General features: G+C 67.8%; 16 protein-coding genes. 11 read left to right on the top strand and 5 right to left on the bottom strand.

Annotation, left to right across the window (positions count from 1 at the left end; genetic code table 11):
• Positions 1 to 226: 226 nt before the first annotated feature.
• Complete coding sequence (locus N5D91_RS19535; protein ID WP_008264720.1) at positions 227 to 847, bottom strand: thymidine kinase; 621 nt, start codon at positions 845 to 847, stop codon at positions 227 to 229.
• A 101-nt stretch (positions 848 to 948) separates the two neighbouring features.
• On the opposite strand from N5D91_RS19535, the gene N5D91_RS19530 reads away from it, so the two are divergent.
• The 3 genes from N5D91_RS19530 to N5D91_RS19520 all read left to right on the top strand — a co-directional run bounded on the left by N5D91_RS19530 (position 949) and on the right by N5D91_RS19520 (position 4,289).
• The gene (locus N5D91_RS19530; protein WP_110710649.1) at positions 949 to 2,925 is read left to right on the top strand and encodes a UvrD-helicase domain-containing protein; all 1,977 of its coding nucleotides are present in this window, start codon (positions 949 to 951) and stop codon (positions 2,923 to 2,925) included.
• A gap of 348 nt (positions 2,926 to 3,273) precedes the next feature.
• Complete coding sequence (locus tag N5D91_RS19525) at positions 3,274 to 3,834, top strand: GNAT family N-acetyltransferase (RefSeq protein ID WP_180855506.1); 561 nt, start codon at positions 3,274 to 3,276, stop codon at positions 3,832 to 3,834.
• A 137-nt stretch (positions 3,835 to 3,971) separates the two neighbouring features.
• Entirely contained in the window at positions 3,972 to 4,289 is a 318-nt protein-coding gene (locus tag N5D91_RS19520) for a hypothetical protein (RefSeq protein ID WP_024958820.1), read from the top strand.
• 75 nt (positions 4,290 to 4,364) lie between these two features.
• Here N5D91_RS19520 and N5D91_RS19515 read toward each other — a convergent pair whose 3' ends face one another.
• Positions 4,365 to 5,018 (bottom strand): DUF480 domain-containing protein, encoded by a 654-nt coding sequence (locus N5D91_RS19515; protein ID WP_153856668.1) that lies wholly within the window; start codon positions 5,016 to 5,018, stop codon positions 4,365 to 4,367.
• A 101-nt stretch (positions 5,019 to 5,119) separates the two neighbouring features.
• On the opposite strand from N5D91_RS19515, the gene N5D91_RS19510 reads away from it, so the two are divergent.
• The 4 genes from N5D91_RS19510 to plsB all read left to right on the top strand — a co-directional run bounded on the left by N5D91_RS19510 (position 5,120) and on the right by plsB (position 10,779).
• The gene (locus N5D91_RS19510; protein WP_180855505.1) at positions 5,120 to 6,043 is read left to right on the top strand and encodes a 5'-nucleotidase, lipoprotein e(P4) family; all 924 of its coding nucleotides are present in this window, start codon (positions 5,120 to 5,122) and stop codon (positions 6,041 to 6,043) included.
• Complete coding sequence (gene pyrF, locus N5D91_RS19505) at positions 6,040 to 6,765, top strand: orotidine-5'-phosphate decarboxylase (protein ID WP_180855504.1); 726 nt, start codon at positions 6,040 to 6,042, stop codon at positions 6,763 to 6,765. The genes N5D91_RS19510 and pyrF overlap by 4 nt, the downstream gene beginning before the upstream one ends.
• A 424-nt stretch (positions 6,766 to 7,189) precedes the next feature.
• Positions 7,190 to 8,143 carry a hypothetical protein gene (locus N5D91_RS19500; protein ID WP_110710656.1) on the top strand — a complete coding sequence of 318 codons (954 nt, stop codon included), beginning with the start codon at positions 7,190 to 7,192 and terminating at the stop codon, positions 8,141 to 8,143.
• Positions 8,143 to 10,779 (top strand): glycerol-3-phosphate 1-O-acyltransferase PlsB, encoded by a 2,637-nt coding sequence (gene plsB, locus N5D91_RS19495; RefSeq protein WP_032128690.1) that lies wholly within the window; start codon positions 8,143 to 8,145, stop codon positions 10,777 to 10,779. The genes N5D91_RS19500 and plsB overlap by 1 nt, the downstream gene beginning before the upstream one ends.
• Positions 10,780 to 10,900: 121 nt before the next feature.
• Here plsB and N5D91_RS19490 read toward each other — a convergent pair whose 3' ends face one another.
• The gene (locus N5D91_RS19490) at positions 10,901 to 11,104 is read right to left on the bottom strand and encodes a YdcH family protein (protein WP_004153435.1); all 204 of its coding nucleotides are present in this window, start codon (positions 11,102 to 11,104) and stop codon (positions 10,901 to 10,903) included.
• 91 nt (positions 11,105 to 11,195) lie between these two features.
• Here N5D91_RS19490 and ttcA point away from each other — a divergent pair, with 91 nt between their 5' ends.
• Genes ttcA through N5D91_RS19475 form a run of 3 tightly spaced genes read left to right on the top strand, consistent with a single transcriptional unit; the run spans position 11,196 to position 13,897 of the window.
• Complete coding sequence (gene ttcA, locus N5D91_RS19485) at positions 11,196 to 12,116, top strand: tRNA 2-thiocytidine(32) synthetase TtcA (protein WP_180846548.1); 921 nt, start codon at positions 11,196 to 11,198, stop codon at positions 12,114 to 12,116.
• A gap of 36 nt (positions 12,117 to 12,152) precedes the next feature.
• On the top strand, positions 12,153 to 13,058 hold the full coding sequence (locus N5D91_RS19480; RefSeq protein WP_005411825.1) for a recombination-associated protein RdgC: 906 nt from the start codon (positions 12,153 to 12,155) through the stop codon (positions 13,056 to 13,058).
• Between the two features lie 59 nt (positions 13,059 to 13,117).
• Entirely contained in the window at positions 13,118 to 13,897 is a 780-nt protein-coding gene (locus N5D91_RS19475; protein ID WP_110710658.1) for a SprT family zinc-dependent metalloprotease, read from the top strand.
• Positions 13,898 to 14,226: 329 nt separating this feature from the next.
• Here the strand turns inward: N5D91_RS19475 and N5D91_RS19470 are convergent, their stop codons facing one another.
• Positions 14,227 to 15,093 (bottom strand): methylglyoxal synthase, encoded by an 867-nt coding sequence (locus tag N5D91_RS19470; RefSeq protein WP_180846547.1) that lies wholly within the window; start codon positions 15,091 to 15,093, stop codon positions 14,227 to 14,229.
• A 168-nt stretch (positions 15,094 to 15,261) separates the two neighbouring features.
• Here N5D91_RS19470 and N5D91_RS19465 point away from each other — a divergent pair, with 168 nt between their 5' ends.
• Positions 15,262 to 17,667 (top strand): ATP-binding protein, encoded by a 2,406-nt coding sequence (locus tag N5D91_RS19465; protein WP_180855503.1) that lies wholly within the window; start codon positions 15,262 to 15,264, stop codon positions 17,665 to 17,667.
• On the opposite strand, the gene N5D91_RS19460 is transcribed toward N5D91_RS19465, so the two are convergent.
• Positions 17,653 to 19,098 (bottom strand): FAD-dependent oxidoreductase, encoded by a 1,446-nt coding sequence (locus N5D91_RS19460; protein WP_180855502.1) that lies wholly within the window; start codon positions 19,096 to 19,098, stop codon positions 17,653 to 17,655. The genes N5D91_RS19465 and N5D91_RS19460 overlap by 15 nt on opposite strands.
• Between the last annotated feature and the right edge of the window lie 29 nt (positions 19,099 to 19,127).

Raw genomic sequence — 19,127 nt, 5'->3', positions numbered from 1 at the left:
TCGACCAAGGTCGACACCTACCAACAGCCGTGGGGACCTGTCGAAGGTGGGGCACTGTGGGTTTGCGGGGTGTGAGCGGCATGGATGCCGCGACCAAGCCCCCATGGACGGGTTTACGGCGTCCCCGCAAACCCACAGTGCCCCGCCATCCCACGGATAGCCCGCTTTTGCCGTGGCTCTGGCTCCGGCCTCGGCAGGTGCAGGGCGCAGCCCTGCCGAACACCCTTTACAGCGGCAGGGGCGCCTGCGCCGGATCGATCCGGCCTTCGCCGCGGGTGATCTTCTTGAACTCGGCGCGGCTGACCGACACGTAGCGGTCGTTGCCACCGATCTCCACCTGCGGGCCGTCCTGCACCGCGTGCCCATGCTCGTCCACGCGCACCGTCATCGTCGCCTTCTTGCCGCTGTGGCAGATGGTCTTGATCTCCTGCATCTCGTCGGCCCAGGCCAGCAGGTACTGGCTGCCTTCGAACAGCTCGCCGCGGAAGTCGGTGCGCAGGCCGTAGCACAACACCGGAATGCGCAGCTGGTCGACCACTTCGCTGAGCTGCCAGACCTGGGCGCGGGTCAGGAACTGCGCCTCGTCCACCAGCACGCAGCCCATCGGGCCGTTGGCTGCCAGATCCTGCTCGACCCAGCGCTGCAGGTCGGTATCGCGGTCGAAGGCCATGCCGTCCGCACGCAGGCCGATCCGCGAGGCGACCACGCCGGCGCCGGCACGATCGTCCAGGCGCGGGGTCAGGATCGCCACCCGCATGCCGCGCTCGCGGTAGTTGTGGGCGCTCTGCAGCAGGGTGGTGGTCTTGCCGGCATTCATTGCCGAATAGTAGAAGTAGAGCTTGGCCATCGACGGATTGTACGCCGCAGCCCCGCTTCGCCGAAGCCGTTCAGCAACCCCACCGGCGACCGGCTGTGGTCGTCACCCGGCCCCGCTACAATCCCCATCCCATGCACGGTCTCAATCCCCCCCAAGCCGCCGCCGTCCTGCACATCGAAGGTCCGTTGCTGGTGCTCGCCGGCGCGGGCAGCGGCAAGACGCGCGTGATCGTGGAAAAGATCGCCCACCTGATCGGCTGCGGCCGCTATCCGGCGCGCCGCATCGCGGCGATCACCTTCACCAACAAGTCGGCCAAGGAAATGCGCGAGCGCGTGGCCAAGCGCCTGCGCGAGCAGGACGCCGACGAGGTGACCATCTGTACCTTCCATGCGCTGGGCCTGAAGTTCCTGCAGATCGAGCACGCCGCGGTGGGCCTCAAGCGCGGCTTCTCGATCTTCGATGCCGACGATGCCGCCGCGCAGATCAAGGACCTGATGTACGGGGCCAAGCCCGATGACATCGAGGACATGAAGAACCTGGTGTCGCGCGCGAAGAACGCCGGCCTGTCGCCCGAACAGGCGATGGCCGCCGCGCGCAGCAATCGCGAGAAGGAAGCGGCCAGCGTCTACGAGCGTTACCAGCTGCGGTTGACCGCGTTCAATGCAGTCGACTTCGACGACCTGATCCGTTTGCCGGTGCAGATCCTGGAGGAGAACCCGGAGATCGCGCTGGCCTGGCGTGAGCGCATCGGCTACCTGCTGGTGGACGAATGCCAGGACACCAACGATGCGCAGTACCGGCTGCTCAAGCAGCTGGCCGGCGACAAGGGCAACTTCACCTGCGTGGGTGACGATGACCAGTCGATCTATGCCTGGCGCGGCGCCAATCCGGAAAACCTGCAGCAGATGGGGCGCGACTATCCCACGCTGGAGATCATCAAGCTGGAGCAGAACTACCGCTGCTCCAACCGCGTGCTGCGCGCGGCCAATGCGCTGATCGCCAACAATCCGCACGAGCATCTGAAGAAGCTGTGGAGCGACCAGGCCGACGGCGAGCGCATCCGCGTGTGGGAGTGCCGCAACAGCGAGCACGAAGCGGAAAAGGTCGCTGCCGAGATCGCCTTCGTGGCGCAGTCGCGCAATGTGCCGTGGAGTGATTTCTGCATCCTGTTCCGCGGCAACTTCCAGTCGCGCCCGCTGGAAAAGGCGATGCAGCTGCTGCGCATCCCGTATCACCTGACCGGCGGCACCATGTTCCTGGAACGCCAGGAAGTGAAGGACACGCTGGCCTGGTTGCGGCTGCTGGTGAACCCCGACGACGACACCGCGTTCATGCGTGCGGTGCAGTCGCCCAAGCGCGACGTCGGTGCCGGCACGCTGGCCAAGCTGGCCGAGCTGGCGCAGGAAAAGGACATGCCGATGGCACAGGCCGCCGAGGCGATCGGCGCCCTGCAGCAGTTGCCGCCGCGCGCGGCCAACAGCCTGGCGCGCTTCACCGACATCCTGCGTGACCTGCGTGCACAGACCCGGCAGGTCACTTCCGGCGACATGATCCGCAAGGTCGCCAAGGAATCCGGCCTGCTCAGCGAGCTGCGCCAGCAGGCCAAGGAAGAGGCCAGCTACCAGCGTCGCGCCAACAACATCGAGGAACTGGCGCAGTGGTTCGAGGGTGGCCCACGTGGTGCTACCGCCGCCGACCTGGCCGGCCAGCTGGCGCTGCTGTCGCGCAGCGACAAGGACGAGGGCGGCAACCAGGTGCGCATGATGACCATGCATGCTTCCAAGGGCCTGGAATTCCCGTACGTGTTCATCGTCGGCTGCGAGGATGGCGTGCTGCCGCACCAGGTCAGCCTGGACGAGGGCAACCTGCAGGAAGAGCGGCGCCTGCTGTACGTGGGCATCACCCGCGCCAAGATCCAGCTGTGGATGAGCTACAGCAAGCTGACCCGCAAGTTCGGCGAGCACGTGCGGCTGAAGCCGAGCCGGTTCTTCGAGGAGATTCCGGCCGAGGAGATCCAGCGTGATGGCGCCGATCCGGTGGCGGATGCGGTGCGCAAGAAGGAACGGGCGAGTGCGGGGCTGGCGGCGATCGAGGCGCTGTTCGATTGACCGGCGAACGGCGCAGCCCCTCGTGGCTGGCGTCGTCCGCAGTGCATTCGTGAGCGGGCCAGGCGGGTGGGCTGGGCGGGACACGCCGTAAACCCGTCCTTGGGGGCTCGGCCGCGGCTTGCTCGTGTGCGCTGTCCTGCGCACACGGCAAGACCGGGGTTGGGCGTCCTGCCCAACCCGCCCGAGGCATGCCTCGGGCCCATGCCGCGGACGGTCCCGCCCAGCCCACCCGCCCGGCCTCTGACAGGTTCCGTGCGCGCCAGCCACGGAAAAGAAAAAAGAAAATCAAAAGCAACAGCAGCAGCCGGGGGCTGAGGCAGAATCGGGGTTTCGGCTGGAGGTCTGCGCGTGCATCCCATCGAAAGTGAACGCCTGCGCCTGCGTGCGATTGAACCTGATCGCGATGCGGCGCCGATGCTGGCGCTGTTGAATGATCCGGGCTTCGTGCGCTTCATCGGTGATCGAGGCGTGCGTACGCAGCAGGAGGCGCGCGACTACGCGGCGATGCGGGTACTGCCGGCCTATGCGCTGCATGGCTATGGCATGTATGCCATCGAGCGGCTGGCCGATGGTGCCTGGCTGGGCAATGCCGGGCTGGTGCGGCGGGATGGCCTGCCGGGGCCGGATATCGGCTATGCGGTGCTGTCGGAATTCGCCGGGCAGGGCTACGCCGGTGAGGCGGCGCGGGCGGTGTTTGCCTATGCGCGCGCGGAGCTGGGCCTGCACGATCTGTATGGCATTACCGACTTGGACAATATGGTGTCCGGGAAGATCCTGCTGGGGCTGGGCATGGAGGAGCGTGGGGTGATCCAGCTGCCGGGCGTGGACAGCCCGAGCCGGCTGTATGCCACGCCGGGTGCGGTGGCGGTACCCATCGGGGGGCATGACGCATCTGGACAAGCCGAATGAGGATTCTTGCATTTGGCGATAAACCGGCGAGTCGTCCGGTTCGCCGCCGATGCTTCCGGGTTTCATGAGGATGACCCACCTGCTGCGTTGGGCAGCGCTGTGGTCATTCCCGAAACCCGGAAACTCCAGGAGTTCTCATGAAGCTCATGCCTTTGGTCACGACGATGCTGTTGAGCGTGGTATCCGCGTCTGCATCTGCGTTCACGCTTCCCCAGATGAGTGACCTTTCACCGCACTCGAGCACGCAGGCCTGCCAGGGCGCGTGGAACGCGTCATCAGCCAGCCGCAGTTGCCATGTCAACCGTATTGATGGACGACCCGGCACGCAGTGCTACGTCGATGTCAGGTGTGTGCGCAACAACGGCAGCCAGCTGACCAATCAGTACACGATGGAGGAATGGGGCGTGCGCGCGCTTGCGAACTGCGATGGCTTCCTGAGAGTGGGAGGCTGCTGAACCGCCGATCGGTCCCGGGCGGATTGGTCCCGAGGGGGTGCCGGCCGGTGGCCGGCACTACCCTGCGGCTGCGCCTCAGTTACCGCGCAGTTCGGCCAGCTGCGCCTGCAGCTCGGCCACGGCCGCTTCCAGCTGGGCCACGCGCTCGGCCAGGCCTGGATCGGCCGCATCGCTGCCACCGCCGCTGCTGGCGTACCTGGCCGCAAGCGCCGCGCCATCCACTTCACCGCACAGCAGGTGCATGTAGCGGTCTTCGCGCTGGCCGCTGGCGCGCGGCAACACCACCAGCAGCGCGCGCTGCTGCAGGCGCTCGATGGCGTGGCGGGCTTCGTCGGCGTCGGCGAAGCGGTGCAGGCGCTCGCTGCGCGTGACCAGTTCGCCCAGGGTCTGCGGCCCACGCAGCAGCAGCATCGCCAGCAGCACGGTCTGCTGCCGGGTCAGGTCCAGCGCAGCCTGCAGGCGGTGCTCGTAGCGGTCGGCACGCGAAGAGAAGTGCTGGCGGGCCAGGCCCAGTGTCTCCAGTTGGCGCAGCGCGTGCTGCACGCTCCCGGCGTCGACGTTCATCACCGGCTCGCGGGCGGTCTTCTGGTTGGCGGCCGACTGGGCGGCGTTGACCGTCAGCGGGTAGGTGTCCGGGGTGGTCGCCTCCTTCTCCACCAGACAGCCCAGCAGGCGGGCCTGCACGGCGTCGAGCAGGGGGACGTCGGGGGTCTGGACGGAATCGGTCATGGCGGCCTCCGGAAGGGCAACGGGTCAACCGCCAAGCATAGCCGTCCCCGGGCCGGCTTTGCCGGTAAAATGCGCCGGTATATCTGATTGCCGGTGAATCCATGCGTCGTCCTGTTTCCCTGTCCCTGACCCTGCTCGCCACCGCGGCGCTGGGCCTGTCCGCCTGCAAGCGCGTGGATGTGCCTACTGCCGAAGCCACTGCGCCGGAGGCCCCGGCCGCCGCTGCCAAGGCCGATGGCGCGCTCGATGCCACTGCCAACGACAACCTCAATGCGGTGCTGTGGATGCAGCGTGCGCAGGAGTACAAGGCGATCACCGAGCAGACCTACCGTGCCGCCGCCGACCACCTGGATGCCGCGCTGAAGGAAGCCCACTGGGATGCGCTGGTGCCGGAAGAACGCGGCAACGAGGCCAAGGGCCTGAAGCCGGCCGTGGTGCTGGACGTGGATGAGACCGTGCTGGACAACTCGCCCTACCAGGCGCGCCTGGTCCGCGACGGCAAGGAATACGACGAGCTGACCTGGGACCAGTGGGTGGCCGAAAAGAAGGCCAAGGCCATTCCGGGCGTGGTTGATTTCGCCAAGGCCGCCAACGCCAAGGGCGTGACCCTGCTGTACATCTCCAACCGTGCCGTGCACCTGAAGGACGCGACCCTGGCCAACCTGCGCGAGCAGGGCCTGCCGGTGGCCGATGACAGCGTGTTCCTGGGCCTGGGTACCGTGGTCGAAGGCTGTGAGCAGGCCGGCAGCGAGAAGAACTGCCGCCGCCGCCTGGCCGGGCAGAAGTACCGCGTGCTGATGCAGTTCGGTGACCAGCTGGGCGACTTCGTGGAAGTGACCGCCAACACCAATGAAGGCCGTGACGCCCTGCTGCAGCAGTACCACGACTGGTTCGGCGAGCGCTGGTGGATGCTGCCGAACCCGACCTACGGCGGCTTCGAGCCGGCGCAGTTCAACAACGACTACAGCCAGTCGCGCCAGGCCCGCCACGACGCCAAGCGCGCCGCCCTGGACTACGCACCGTGAGCCGCGCGCCGCTGCCGCTGCGCGATGACGAGCGCCTGATCTTCGCGCTGGACGTGCCTGATCGCGTGCAGGCGCTGGAGTGGGTCGATCGCCTCGGCGACAGCGTGGCGTTCTACAAGATCGGCATGGAACTGCTCGCCTCCGGCGAGTACTTCCAGGTGCTGGACGAGCTGGCCCGCCGCGACAAGCGCGTGTTCGTCGACCTGAAGTTCTTCGACATTCCGGCCACCGCCGCGGCGGTGATCAAGCGCCTGTCGCAGTGGCCGGTCAGCTACGCCACCATCCACGGCTGGCACCCGACGATGATGGAAGCCTGCGCCGCCGCCAACAGCGGTGACATGCGCCTGCTGGCGGTGACCGTGCTGACCTCGATGGGCCGTCCGGACCTGGCGCAGATGGGCATCGATCGTGAACCGGTCGACGTTGTGGTTGAGCGCGCGCTGGCTGCCCAGGCCGCAGGCATCGATGGCGTGATCGCCTCGGGGCAGGAAGCCGGCCCGATCCGCGCCGCTACCGGCGCCGGGTTCTCGATCGTCTGTCCGGGCATCCGCCCCGGCGGCCCGGTCGGCGATGACCAGAAGCGTACCGTTGGCGTAGCCCAGGCCTTTGCCGATGGCGCCGATGCCATCGTGGTCGGTCGCCCGATCCGCCTGGCCGCCGATCCGCAGGTTGCGGCCCGGGCCATCCAGCAGGAAATCGCGTCGGCGTTGGCTACGCGCTGAGATTCCGCTGCGCAGTCTGCAGGCCCGAACGCCATCCCGACCCGCGCGGGATGGCGTTTTTGCATCCGCCGAAGGACCGGTTGTGCCCGAATCGCCGCAAAACCTGCCGTAGATTTCATGGCCCCGGCGCAAGGCATCAGGCTACCCAATAAAATCAATGATTTATATGACACTACGTGAAGTATTGCCTTAACTTGAGCGGCAGCGTAGGATCGCCGCCATCCGGTCCTCGGACCGGACATGTGCCACAACACTGTCCACCGGCCCTGCGCCGGCTTGAAGAGCCTGTGATCCTCGTGATCCCGGCTCTTTTTTTATTCCGATCAGTGACTTGCACAAGCAACCGCGGAAACCGTGACGTCCCGGCTTGCCGCTGTCACGTCGCAGGCCGCAAGATGCGGACCGGTCCGGGGAGTCCGAGTGAATGAGCGTGGCAGTGCGAGGAAGGTCTGCGCGTGGATGGGGGCTGGCAGCCATGCTGTTGCTGGCCGTGGCCGCCTGCCGTGAATCGGTCAACGATCCGGCCAAGCCGGCGGCCGAGCCGGTTGCGGCGGTGCAGGCGATGGCCCTGCGCCTGGCCGAAGACGATCTGGTCGGCTACGCGAAGCTGTCGGTACCGCCGAACCAGTACCAGCGCCTGCAGCAGGCCTGGGCCGAGGGCCACAGCCAGTGGCCGCTGACCGAACTGCCACTGGGCGACCAGCTGCTGCCGATGCTGGCCGCACTGCGCAAGCCCAATGCCGGTGCCGAACTGCAGCGCAGCTTCGATCGCCAGCTGGCTGGCCAGGCCAGCGCCGTACGCCAGGCCGCGCAGTCGATGGGCAACTTCGGCGTGCAGTACCTGCGCCACCAGAAGGGCTATACGCCCGGCCAGCAGGCCCATTACATCGCCCTGGTCGAAACCCTCGCCAGCTGGGCGCAGGGCGCGCCGATCAGTGACCGTGCGCGTGCACGCAGCACGATCGCCGCGCTGGTGGGCGCCGCCGGCAAGGTCGGCTTCGATGACGAGGCCGGCCTGCAGGCCGCGGGCATGGAAGGCAGCCTGCAGCAGCTGGCGCCGTTCATCCACACCCTCAAGGCGGTGCTGGGCAGCTACGGGTTGGGCGTGGATGACGCGCTGCGCAGCGTGCGGGGCGAGCTGCTGTCGGTGGAAGGCGACAACGCGCTGGTGCGCCTGCACTACGATCTGGCGGGGCGCGAGATGAGCCTGCAGCTGCCGCTGAGCCGGCGCGAGGGCCATTGGTACCTGACCCGCACCCTGGCCGACACCGATGCCCTGCTGCGCAAGGCCGACGCGGCCCGTGCCGCAGCGGCGCCGGCACCGGCCGAGACCCCGCCCGAGGGTGGGGAAGCGGCAACACTGCCGCCTAAGCCATAATGGCGCCGATGTCGAAACAGAACCCGCTGCCGTTCCCCGGCGAAGAATCCCAGTCGACGCCCGCCGATACGGTGCCGGCGTCCCCCTCGACCGGTACCGGCCCGAACCCGGTACCGCCGCCCGCGCACGCGCGTCCGGCCGGCCGCCGCCCGCTGTGGGCTCGGCTGCTCGGCCGCCTGGTCGAGCCGTGGCTGTCGCTGAAGATCGAGCCGGAAGACCCGGGCCAGTACAACGATGGCCGCCCGGTCATGTACGTGCTGGAAGACTACGGCCTGTCCAATGCGCTGATCCTGGACAAGGCCTGCCGCCAGGCCGGCCTGCCGTCGCCGCTGGTGCCGCTGGCCGGTGACCCGACCGGCCGCAAGCGCGCCTACCTGGCGCTGTCGCGGCGCAGCTCCAGCAACTCGCTGATTCCCGAGCAGCGCGGCGCCAAGACCCACTCCGATTCGCTGGCCAAGGTGCTGCAGGCCCATCGCGTGCGCGATGACCTGGACGTGCACCTGGTGCCGGTGTCGATCTTCGTCGGTCGCGCGCCGGACAAGCAGAGCGGCTGGTTCGCCGTGCTGTTCTCGGAAAACTGGGCGCTGGTCGGCCGCTTCCGCCGCCTGCTGGCGGTGCTGCTCAACGGCCGCAGCACCATCGTCCGCTTTGCCCCGCCGATCTCGCTGCGCAGCACCGTGGACGAAGGCCTGGAGCCGGAGCGCACGGTGCGCAAGCTGCAGCGCGTGCTGCGTACCCATTTCCGCCGCATCCGTGAATCGGTGATCGGCCCCGACCTGTCGACGCGGCGCCTGCTGGTCGACCAGGTGCTGGCGGCCGAACCGGTGCGCGAAGCGATCGCCGCACAGGCCAAGCGCGACAATTCGAAGCCGGCCGATGCCTGGAAGAAGGCGCACGCCTACGCCTGGGAAATCGCCGCGGACTATTCCAGCCCGGTGGTGCGCTCGGCCAGCTTCATGCTCAGCCACGTGTGGAACCGCATCTATGCGGGCGTGCTGGTGCACCACCTGGACAAGTTCAAGGCCGCCGCGCCGGGCCATGAAGTGGTCTACGTGCCCAGCCACCGCAGCCACATGGACTACCTGCTGCTGTCGTACCTGCTGTACGACCGTGGCATCGTGCCGCCGCACATCGTGGCGGGCATCAACCTGAACCTGCCGGTGGTCGGCACCCTGCTGCGCAAGGGCGGTGCGTTCTTCATCCGCCGCTCGATCCGTGGCAACGCGCTGTACTCGGCGGTGCTCAGCGAATACGTCGCGCAGCTGGTGGCCGGTGGCTACTCGCTGGAGTACTTCGTCGAAGGCGGCCGCTCGCGTACCGGCCGATTGCTGCAGCCCAAGGGCGGCATGATCTCGATGACGCTGCGCGCGTTCCTGCGCCAGCCGCGCAAGCCGGTGCTGTTCCAGCCCATCTACATCGGCTACGAGAAGCTGATGGAGGGCGGCAGCTACCTGGACGAACTGTCCGGCCGGCCGAAGGAAAAGGAATCGATCTGGTCGCTGCTGTGGGGCATCCCCAAGGTGCTCAAGCAGAACTACGGCCAGGTGGTGGTGAACTTCGGCGAACCGATCGCACTGAACGACGTGCTGGCCGAGAAGGCGCCGGAGTGGAAGGGCGAGGCAGTCTCCGAGGACGAGAAGCCGGCGTGGCTGTCGACCACGGTGGATACGCTGGCCGAACGCATCCAGGTGCGTATCAACGGCGCCGCCGACGTCAACCCGATCAACCTGCTGGCGCTGGCCCTGCTGTCCACGCCGAAGCACGCGATGGGCGAGGCCGACCTGATCGCGCAGATCGAGCTGTGCAAGACCCTGCTGGTCGAGATGCCGTATTCGGACCGGGTGACGGTGACCCCGCACTCGCCGGAGCGGATCATCGCCCACGCCGAGGAAATCAACGTCCTCACCCGCATCAAGCACCCGCTGGGCGACGTGCTCAGCGTCAGCGGCGATACCGCGGTGCTGCTCAGCTACTTCCGCAACAACGTGGTGCACCTGTTCACCGCCTCGTCGTGGGTGGCCTGCTGCTTCCAGAACAACCGCCGCATGAGCCGCACCGGCCTGGTCCAGCTGGGCCGTACGGTGTACCCGTTCCTGCAGGCCGAGCTGTTCCTGCCGTGGAGCGAGGACGAGTTCGCCCAGCGCATCGACCGGACCATCGATGTGTTCGTGCGCGAAGGCCTGCTGCAGAACGTCAACGATGACGACGGCGGCATCCTCGCGCGCAATACGGGGCAGACCGACGAGGTATTCCGCCTGCGTGCGATCGGCCATTCGCTGCAGCAGGCGTTCGAGCGCTATTACATCGCCATCTCGGTGCTGGTGAAGAACGGCCCCGGCGTGCTCGGCGCTGCCGAGCTGGAAAGCCTGTGCCAGCAGGCCGCGCAGCGGCTGAGCCTGCTGTATGCACCGGCGGCACCGGAGTTCTTCGACAAGTCCCTGTTCCGCGGCTTCATCCAGAAGCTGCGCGAGCTGCGCCTGGTGTGGCCGGACGAGAACAGCAAGCTGCTGTTCGACGAACGCCTGGATGCCTGGGCCAAGGACGCCAAGTTCATCCTCGGCCGCGAGCTGCGCCACACCATCGAACGGGTCAGCCCGGAAGCGGCACGCCCGGACGAGCCTGCGCCGCAGGATTGAAAGCAGCGCCGGGCGATGCGGTGGGTGTGGACCTTGGTCCACACCTTCCAGCCGTGCCAACCAAGGTTGGCACCTACCAGAGCAGTAGGCCAACCAAGGAGGGCACCCACGAGGGCCGTCTTTAGGCCGGTTCGTCGGGAATCTGCAGGCTTTCCAGCCTGGCGATGCAGTCCTTCAGCTGCAGCTTGCGCCGCTTCAGGCGCTTGGACTCCAGCTCATCCTCGCCATTGGCCGCCATGCGGGTGATCTGTTCATCCAGCAGGCGGTGCTCGGCGCGCAGGGCGGCGAGGTGCTCGACGATCTCGGCGGGGCTGTAGGTGTCCACAGCCTCCGAGCATACACAGCGTTGATGACTGCCGGGAGAGGGGAATCCCGACCCCCGGCCGGGGCGGCTCCGAGCCGTTAGAATGGAACCCATGAGTGCCGTGATTTCTCTTCCCGATCCCCAGCCGCGTGCCGTCCGCGATCCGCGCGTGGCCGAGCGCGAGCAGCACAAGCTGGCCAAGCGCCTGCGCCGCCAGGTCGGCGAGGCGATTGCCGACTTCGGCATGATCGAGGCCGGCGACAAGGTCATGGTCTGCCTGTCCGGCGGCAAGGACAGCTACACCCTGCTGGACGTGCTGCTGCAGCTGCAGAAGAAGGCGCCGGTGCCGTTCGAGCTGGTGGCGGTGAACCTGGACCAGAAGCAGCCGGACTTCCCCGAGCACGTACTGCCGGAATACCTGGCAGGCCTGGGCGTGCCGTACCACATCATCGAGCAGGACACCTATTCGGTGGTCAGCCGGGTCATTCCGGAAGGCAAGACCATGTGTTCGCTGTGCTCGCGGCTGCGTCGTGGCGCGCTGTACAACTACGCCGAGACCCACGGCTTCACCAAGATCGCGCTGGGCCACCACCGCGACGACATGGTGGCCACGTTCTTCATGAACCTGTTCCACCACGCCAAGCTGTCGGGCATGCCGCCGAAGCTGCGCAGCGATGATGGCAAACACGTGGTGATCCGGCCGCTGGCCTACGTGCGCGAAAGCGACATCGTCGAGTACGCACAGGCACGCCAGTTCCCGATCATTCCCTGCAACCTGTGCGGCAGCCAGGAGAACCTGCAGCGCCGCCAGGTCGGCCTGATGCTGAAGCAGTGGGAAAAGGACCACCCGGGCCGCATCGAGCAGATCGCGCGTGCCATGGGCGAAGTCCGGCCCTCGCAGCTGGCCGACACCACCCTGTTCGACTTCATGGCGCTGGGCCGTCGCGACGACGCGCCGCTGCCCGATGCCCATGCCTGGCTGGCCGGCTCCCCGGCCGACGCCGACGCAGATCCCGAGACGCCCACCGTCTAAGGTCCGTCGCCCTTCCTCTTTGCCATCCGGAATTCCATGTTCTTTCGCAACCTGACGTTCTTCCGTTTCCCGACCACCACCGATTTTTCCGAAGTCGATACCCTGCTGCCGCACGCCCTGCTGAAGCCGGTCGGCGCGCTGGAAATGAACTCGCGCGGCTTCATCTCGCCGTTCGGCCGCGAGGAGAAGGAACTGCTCTCCCACCGCATCGCCGAACACCTGTGGCTGACCGTGGGCGGCGAGGACAAGATCCTGCCGGCGGCGGTGGTCAACGACCTGCTTGAGCGCAAGCTGGAGGAGATCGAGGAGAAGGAAGGCCGCCGCCCGGGTGGCCGCGAACGCAAGCGGATGAAGGACGACCTGCTGCATGAACTGCTGCCGCGTGCCTTCGTGAAGTCCTCGCGCAACGACGCCTTCATCGACCTGCAGCACGGCTACGTCGCGGTGGATACCTCCAGCCGCAAGACCGGCGAGTACTTCATGTCCGACATCCGCGGCCTGCTCGGCAGCTTCCCGGCGATGCCGCTGAACGCCGAAGTCGCACCGCGTTCGATCCTGACCGGCTGGATCGCCGGCGAGCCGCTGCCGACCGGGCTGAGCCTGGGCGAAGAATGCGAGATGAAGGACCCGGTGGAGGGCGGTGCGGTGGTCAAGTGCCAGCACCAGGAACTGCGCTGCGACGAGATCGACAAGCACCTGGACGCCGGCAAGCAGGTGACCAAGCTGGCGCTGATCTTCGAGGACAACCTGTCCTTCGTGATCGGCGATGACCTGATCGTGCGCAAGCTGAAGTTCCTCGACGGTGCCCTGGACCAGCTGGAGCATGCCGACGAAGACGGCCGCCGCGCCGAATTCGACGCCCGCTTCGCCCTGCAGAGTGCCGAGATCCGCCGCCTGTTCCTGTTGCTGGAAGAAGCCTTCAAGCTCAGCAAGGCTGACTGAACAGGCAGCCCGACGGCCGCCGGTCATCCGGCGGCCCGAAGCGGCGCTATGCTGGGCGCATGAGCCGTCTGCTGCGCCGCCTGATCAGCCCGACCCCGCCCGCCACCGTACAGCGCGACACCGTTCGCCTGCGCCTGGAGGATGCCGAGATCGAGGTACTGCGCGTGCGCGATCCACGTGCGCGCCGCATCAAGCTGAGCGTGGACGAACGCGGCGCACGCTTGACCCTGCCACCGCGCGCAAGCCTGGTGATGGGCGAACGCTTCCTGGAACAGCACCGCGACTGGCTGGCATTGCAGCTGCGCCAGTACCAGGGCCAGGGCCTGCCGGCACCGCTGCGGCCGGGCGAAGACGGCGTGCTGCCACTGCGCGGCGAACTGTTGCCGCTGCGCTGGCAGGAAGGCCGCTACGCGCGCCTGGAGATCGACGCGCATGGTGCCTGCGTGCAGTGGCCGACCCGTGGTGGTGACGCCACCCTGCGTCGCCTGCTGCGCGAGTTCTACGAAGCACAGACCCGCGCCGACGTCGGCCGCTGGCTGCCGAAGTACCTGCCCACCCTGCCGCGCGCACCCAGTCGCCTGCGCCTGAAGGTGATGTCCTCGCAATGGGGATCGCTGGCCCCGGATGGCAGCATGGCACTGGACCTGGCACTCGTGCTCGGCCGCTCGGCCGCGTTCGAGTACGTGCTGGTGCACGAACTCTGCCACCTGATCCAGCCGAATCACTCACCCGCGTTCTGGCACGAAGTGGAACAGCGCTTCCCCGCCTGGCGCGAACAGCGCGATTACTTCCAGCTCGAAGGGCGCCGCTTGAAAGCTATGCTCCGCCAGCTGTTGTAGAGCCGAGCCTATGCTCGGCTAACGCGCGCAGCGCGGATATTCAGCCCTCGCGATCAACAGCAGCCGAGCATGGCTCGGCTCTACAAAAGCGCGCGCAGCGCGCGACCCGCTTTCGCTCCTGCTCTTCTTTCTTTCTTCCGTGGTGGGCACACCGGAAACTGTCGAAGGACGGGATGGGTGGGATTGCGGGGGTGTCCGCGGCATGGATGCCGCGGCCAAGCCCCCATGGATGGGTTCACGGCGTCCCCCGCAATTCCACCCATCCCGGCCAACCTCATGACCGCGCAGGCCCCACCCACCACGAGGGGCTCAGCCGTTGGCCGAAACCCTCACCCCGCCCGCAACGCCGCCGCCGTCGCCCACCGCGCCGCCACCCGCGGCGCCGTAATGCACACCGCCTGATCGGTCACCGTCGTCACCGCGCGCTCCAGCAGCTGGATATCCGCCTCATGCTGGCGCGCCACGTGTGGATCCTCGAAGAAGATCGCGCGCTGGCAACGCCCCTCCAGCACCCGGTCGGCAATCTGCGCATCACCCCCCATCGGGCCGCTCTGGTAGCGCGTCACCCACGGCGCATCACTGGGCCAGCCGCGGCCCCAGGCCAGTTCGTTCAAGCGCTGGCCAGTGGTGCCGGTGGCCACGCGCTCGCCGAACCGTGCCAGCACATCGAAGTGTTCGTCGGCGAAGGCCAGCATCGCCGGCTTCATCGCATCGTGCGCGATCAGCGCCAGCGTCTGCCCTTCGAACGCATGCAGGTCGTCGGCGCCAGCGTCGGCAGCCAGTCCGGCATGGACGCGCTCCACCTCCACCCAGTCGCGTGCGGTGGCCACGGTCGAAATGAACGGCTTGCCGTGGATCACGCACTGCCGTTTCAATGCCGTGGCTTCCGGAAACACCGAGGACGGATCGACCGGATCGATCAGATAGATCGCACCATCCAGTGTCCGCTCCGGGCCCATCCCGACCACCTCGGCCACCAGTTTCATCAAGCCACCCTCGCGGCCATAGGGATAGCGGTGCAGGCCGCCATAGCCGGCCAGGAATCCCTGCCGTTCGATCGCATCGTGGGTGCGCCCGACCGCATGCAGTGACACCCCCAGTTCGCGCAGGCCGGGTTCGCTGACACGCAGCCAGCGGAACAGGGCGGCGCGCGCGTCGTGGTGGTGGAGACGGTTGGCAGCCAGGCCGATGCGCATCGAAAGCTCCGCTGATACGGGTGAAGGCGGCAGTGTATGTCGGCATTCCCCTTTCCGGATGCTTTTACAACTTTCTTCATTGCGGCCTGTCCACACGTCGCTAGCGTGGCAGGCAGCGGTACCGCTGCGCGGCCGTGTACTTCCGCCCGCGAAATGAGGATGCCCATCGTGAACGTCGCTGGCCTGCCTGCCGCTGTGGTCATGGCCTGCCTGCTGCTGCCTGCGACTGCCGCCGCCGCTGGCTGTGAGTCGCCACTGCGCATCGCGTGGCCTGCCGACCGCGCACCGTTGTCCTCCAGTGAGCAGGGCCAGGCGCGTGGGCTCAGCGCAGGGTACCTGGCACTGCTGGAAGCACAGCGTCCGCTGCAGATGCAGCCGTTGCCGGGCGTTGCGGTGGCCGAGGGGGCATTGCCCCACGGCACCCAGGCACTGCTGGGGTGGCCACGTTCACAGGTGCCCGTCGGCTGGGTGGCCAGCGCGCCCTACCTGCAGCTGCCGCAGGTGATCGTGCGGCGCCGGGATGCGCCACCGGTCATCGGACTTGAGGCGCTGCGCGGGCGCACCGTGGCCAGTCCCGACCCACTGCCGCTGGCTGCGCCGCTGGCCGAGCAGGCGCCCGGTGCGCAACTGCTGCCCCCCGCACCGATGGACCACGCGCTGTCGCTGCTGGGCACCGGCCTGGTCGACGCGGTGATCGCCAATCTCGGCGAGGTCGAGGCCGCGTTGCGCCGCTACCAGGGAGACCCGCTGGTGGTCGCGGCACCGGCGGGAATCGACGACGCGCTGGTGCTGGCCACCGTGCCCGCCTGTGCCGATGTCATCCGCGGGTTCGACCACGCCGTGTCGCAGCTGAGTGATTCGCAGCGCGAGGCGATCCGTGCAGCCTGGTTGCCGGCCGTGCCACGCAGCCAGTCGCCATCGTCACCCTTGCGCTGGCTGGTACCGGCCTCGCTGATCCTGCTGGCGCTCGCATTGGTATACGCCTTCGGCTATTGGCGCGTGCATCGTGAAAGCGCGCGCCGCCGCGTAGCCGCGCAACGCCTGCAGGAGGTAACCTCGAATCTGCCTGCCGTGGTCTACCAGGCACGACGCTCCGCCGCGGGCTATTACAGTTTTCCGCAGATTGCAGGTGACGTGCAGACCTTGTTCGGGATCAGCGTGGAAACCGCACTGATCGACCAGCAGCGCCTGCTGGCAGCGGTCCACCCTGATGATCGCAATCGGCTGATGGACGCGGTCGATGCCGCCGCGCTGGCGCGTGGCCCGATCGACGTCACCTTCCGCACGCGATCGCCACAGGGCTGGCGTTGGGTGCGCTCACATGGGCGGCCGCTGTCCTGCGATGACGGCGATGTCGAATGGAGTGGCTACTGGATCGACGTCAGCGAAGCCCAGTCGCGCACCCGCGCACTGGCCGAAGCGCGCCGGGAGGCCGAGCAGGCAGCGCAGGCCAAGACCCACTTCCTGGCCACGATGAGCCACGAGATCCGCACGCCGATGAGCACCCTGCTGGGCATGCTCGAACGATTGGCCGGCAGCGCGCTGGACCCGGGCCAGCAGCAGGTGCTGGCGACGGTCGGTGATGCAGCGCGGATGCTGCGGCAGATTCTCGACGATGTGCTGCACAGCCAGCGATTGCAGGTTGCACCGCTGCAGCTGCGGCCCACGGACCTGGGGGCACTGGTGCGGGCGGTGCAGCAGCTGTTGATGCCGGTGGCGGCCAGCCGTGGCCTGTACCTGCGCGCCGTGCTGGATCCGGCGTTGCAGGTCGGATCGCTTGCCGACGGCCTGCGCCTGCGCCAGATCCTGTTCAACCTTGCCGGCAACGCGCTCAAGTTCACCGAGCACGGGGGCGTGGAACTGCGGGTGCAGGTGCTGCGGCCGTTCGATGGCGGCCAGCGCCTGCGCCTGCAGGTGAGTGACAGCGGTGTGGGCATCAGTCCGGAACGGCAGCAGGCCGTGTTTGCCGCTTACACCCAGGCCGAGGCATCCACAACGCGCCGCTTCGGCGGCAGCGGCCTGGGCCTGGCGATCTGCCGCGAGCTGGCCGAGTCGATGGGCGCGGACCTGCAGCTGTGCAGTACGCCAGGCGAGGGCACCACGGTAGGGATGGAGCTGGAGCTGGCTGCCTGTGCGTTGCCCGCGGAGCCACTGCCTCTGCCGATCGTGGCAACGCGGCGGCTGTCACCGGCCCGGGTACTGGTGGCCGATGACCATCCCACCAACCTGCTCCTGCTGGAGCAGCGCCTGTGCGACCTGGGACTGCAGGTGCATGCCTGCGAGGATGGACGGCAGGCCCTGGAGGCCTGGCAGGCGCAATCGTTCGACCTGGTCATCACCGACTGCCACATGCCGCACATGGACGGCTTCGCGCTGGCACGGGCGATCCGCGCCGACCCTTGCCCGACGCGTGCGCAGGTGCCAATCATCGCCCTCACTGCCAGCGTGCTGGATCGCACCCGCGAGGCCTGTCGTGCCGCCGGTATCGACCACTTCCTGGCCAAGCCGGTGGAAACCCAGGAACTGCGTGCGCTGTTGACCGTGCTGCTTGCGCCGTATTCAGCGGCTCAGTAGCCGCACGATGCTGGCGGCGGCGTCGCGGCCTTCGGCCACGGCGGTCACCACCAGGTCGGCACCGCGGACCGCGTCACCACCGGCGAACAGGCGCGGATGCGCGGTCTGGAACGGCAGGCGGTCCTTGCCACCGGCCACGATGCGGCCATTGGACTGGCCTTCCACGCCCAGTTCGGCCAGCCACGCCGGCACGCTGGGCGAGAAGCCGAAGGCGATGATCACCACATCCGCCTCCAGCAGCGATTCACTGCCGTCGATCGGCACCGCGTTCTGGCGGCCATTGGCATCGGGCTCGCCCAGCCGGGTTTCCACCACGGTCACGCCGATCACTTCATCGTCGGCGCCGGCTTCGATCGACAGTGGCTGGCGGTTGAACAGGAAGCGCACGCCTTCCTCGCGTGCATTGGCTACTTCGCGCGCGCTGCCAGGCATGTTGGCTTCGTCGCGGCGATAGGCACAGGTGACCTTGGCCGCGCCCAGGCGCACCGCGCTGCGCACGCAGTCCATGCCGGTATCACCACCACCGAGCACCACCACGCGCTTGCCGTTGAGGTCGGGCAGGGCGATGGTGTCTTCCCAGCCGGCAATCGGCCGACCCTTCGGGTCATCGCCGCCAACGATGCGGCTGTTCTGCACCAGGAACGGCAGGGCCGGCAGCACGCCCTTCAGGTCCTGGCCGTCGAGGCCACCGTCGGTGTAGCGGTAGGCGCCGGTGCCGACGAACACCGCATCGTGGGTCTCCAGCAACTGCTGCACGCTGAGGTCACGGCCGATCTCCACGCCGAGGCGGAACTGCACGCCCATGCCCTCCAGCACTTCGCGGCGGCGATGGATCACGTCCTTGTCCAGCTTGAAGCTGGGAATGCCGAACTGCAGCAGGCCGCCGATCTGCTCATAGCGGTCATAGACCACGGCGGCGATGCCGGCGCGGGCCAGGCGGTCGGCACAGGCCAGCCCGGCCGGGCCCGCACCGATCACCGCCACGCTGTGGCCGGTCGGCTGTACCGCGCCCAGGTCCGGGCGCCAGCCACTGGCCAGTGCGGTATCGACGATGTACTTCTCCACCGCGCCGATGGTGACCGCACCGAACTCCTCCAGCGTGCAACTGCCTTCGCACAGGCGGTCCTGCGGGCACACGCGGCCGCACACTTCCGGCAACGGGTTGGTGCTGTGGCACAGCGTGGCCGCCTCATGGATGCGGTTCTCCTGCACCAGCTGCAGCCACTGGGGGATGGCGTTGTGCACCGGGCACTTCCAGCTGCAGTACGGGTTGCCGCAGTCCAGGCAGCGGCCGGCCTGGTACTGGGCGTCCTCCTTGCCGAACCTGCCGTACAGCTCGCCCCAGTCGCCGGACGTGCGCAGTTCCACCGGGATGCGCTGCGGCATGGTGCGGGGCAGGTCGAGGAACTGGAAGGCGTGCTTGCGGCTCATGGCGGGCTCTGGAATGCAAGGGGGAACGT

It is taken from the genome of Stenotrophomonas sp. GD03794 (assembly GCF_029842145.1).
GTDB lineage: Bacteria > Pseudomonadota > Gammaproteobacteria > Xanthomonadales > Xanthomonadaceae > Stenotrophomonas > Stenotrophomonas riyadhensis.
Note: the sequence above shows the minus strand (reverse complement) of the source record. Positions and strands in the feature narration are given on the sequence as shown.

Bases quoted from the DNA above. Each gene is read 5' to 3' on its own strand.
- N5D91_RS19535 (WP_008264720.1), bottom strand. From the start codon at position 847: ATGGCCAAGCTCTACTTCTACTATTCGGCAATGAATGCCGGCAAGACC.
- N5D91_RS19530 (WP_110710649.1), top strand. From the start codon at position 949: ATGCACGGTCTCAATCCCCCCCAAGCCGCCGCCGTCCTGCACATCGAA.
- N5D91_RS19520 (WP_024958820.1), top strand. From the start codon at position 3,972: ATGAAGCTCATGCCTTTGGTCACGACGATGCTGTTGAGCGTGGTATCC.
- N5D91_RS19515 (WP_153856668.1), bottom strand. From the start codon at position 5,018: ATGACCGATTCCGTCCAGACCCCCGACGTCCCCCTGCTCGACGCCGTG.
- N5D91_RS19510 (WP_180855505.1), top strand. From the start codon at position 5,120: ATGCGTCGTCCTGTTTCCCTGTCCCTGACCCTGCTCGCCACCGCGGCG.
- N5D91_RS19500 (WP_110710656.1), top strand. From the start codon at position 7,190: ATGAGCGTGGCAGTGCGAGGAAGGTCTGCGCGTGGATGGGGGCTGGCA.
- plsB (WP_032128690.1), top strand. From the start codon at position 8,143: ATGGCGCCGATGTCGAAACAGAACCCGCTGCCGTTCCCCGGCGAAGAA.
- ttcA (WP_180846548.1), top strand. From the start codon at position 11,196: ATGAGTGCCGTGATTTCTCTTCCCGATCCCCAGCCGCGTGCCGTCCGC.
- N5D91_RS19480 (WP_005411825.1), top strand. From the start codon at position 12,153: ATGTTCTTTCGCAACCTGACGTTCTTCCGTTTCCCGACCACCACCGAT.
- N5D91_RS19475 (WP_110710658.1), top strand. From the start codon at position 13,118: ATGAGCCGTCTGCTGCGCCGCCTGATCAGCCCGACCCCGCCCGCCACC.
- N5D91_RS19470 (WP_180846547.1), bottom strand. From the start codon at position 15,093: ATGCGCATCGGCCTGGCTGCCAACCGTCTCCACCACCACGACGCGCGC.
- N5D91_RS19460 (WP_180855502.1), bottom strand. From the start codon at position 19,098: ATGAGCCGCAAGCACGCCTTCCAGTTCCTCGACCTGCCCCGCACCATG.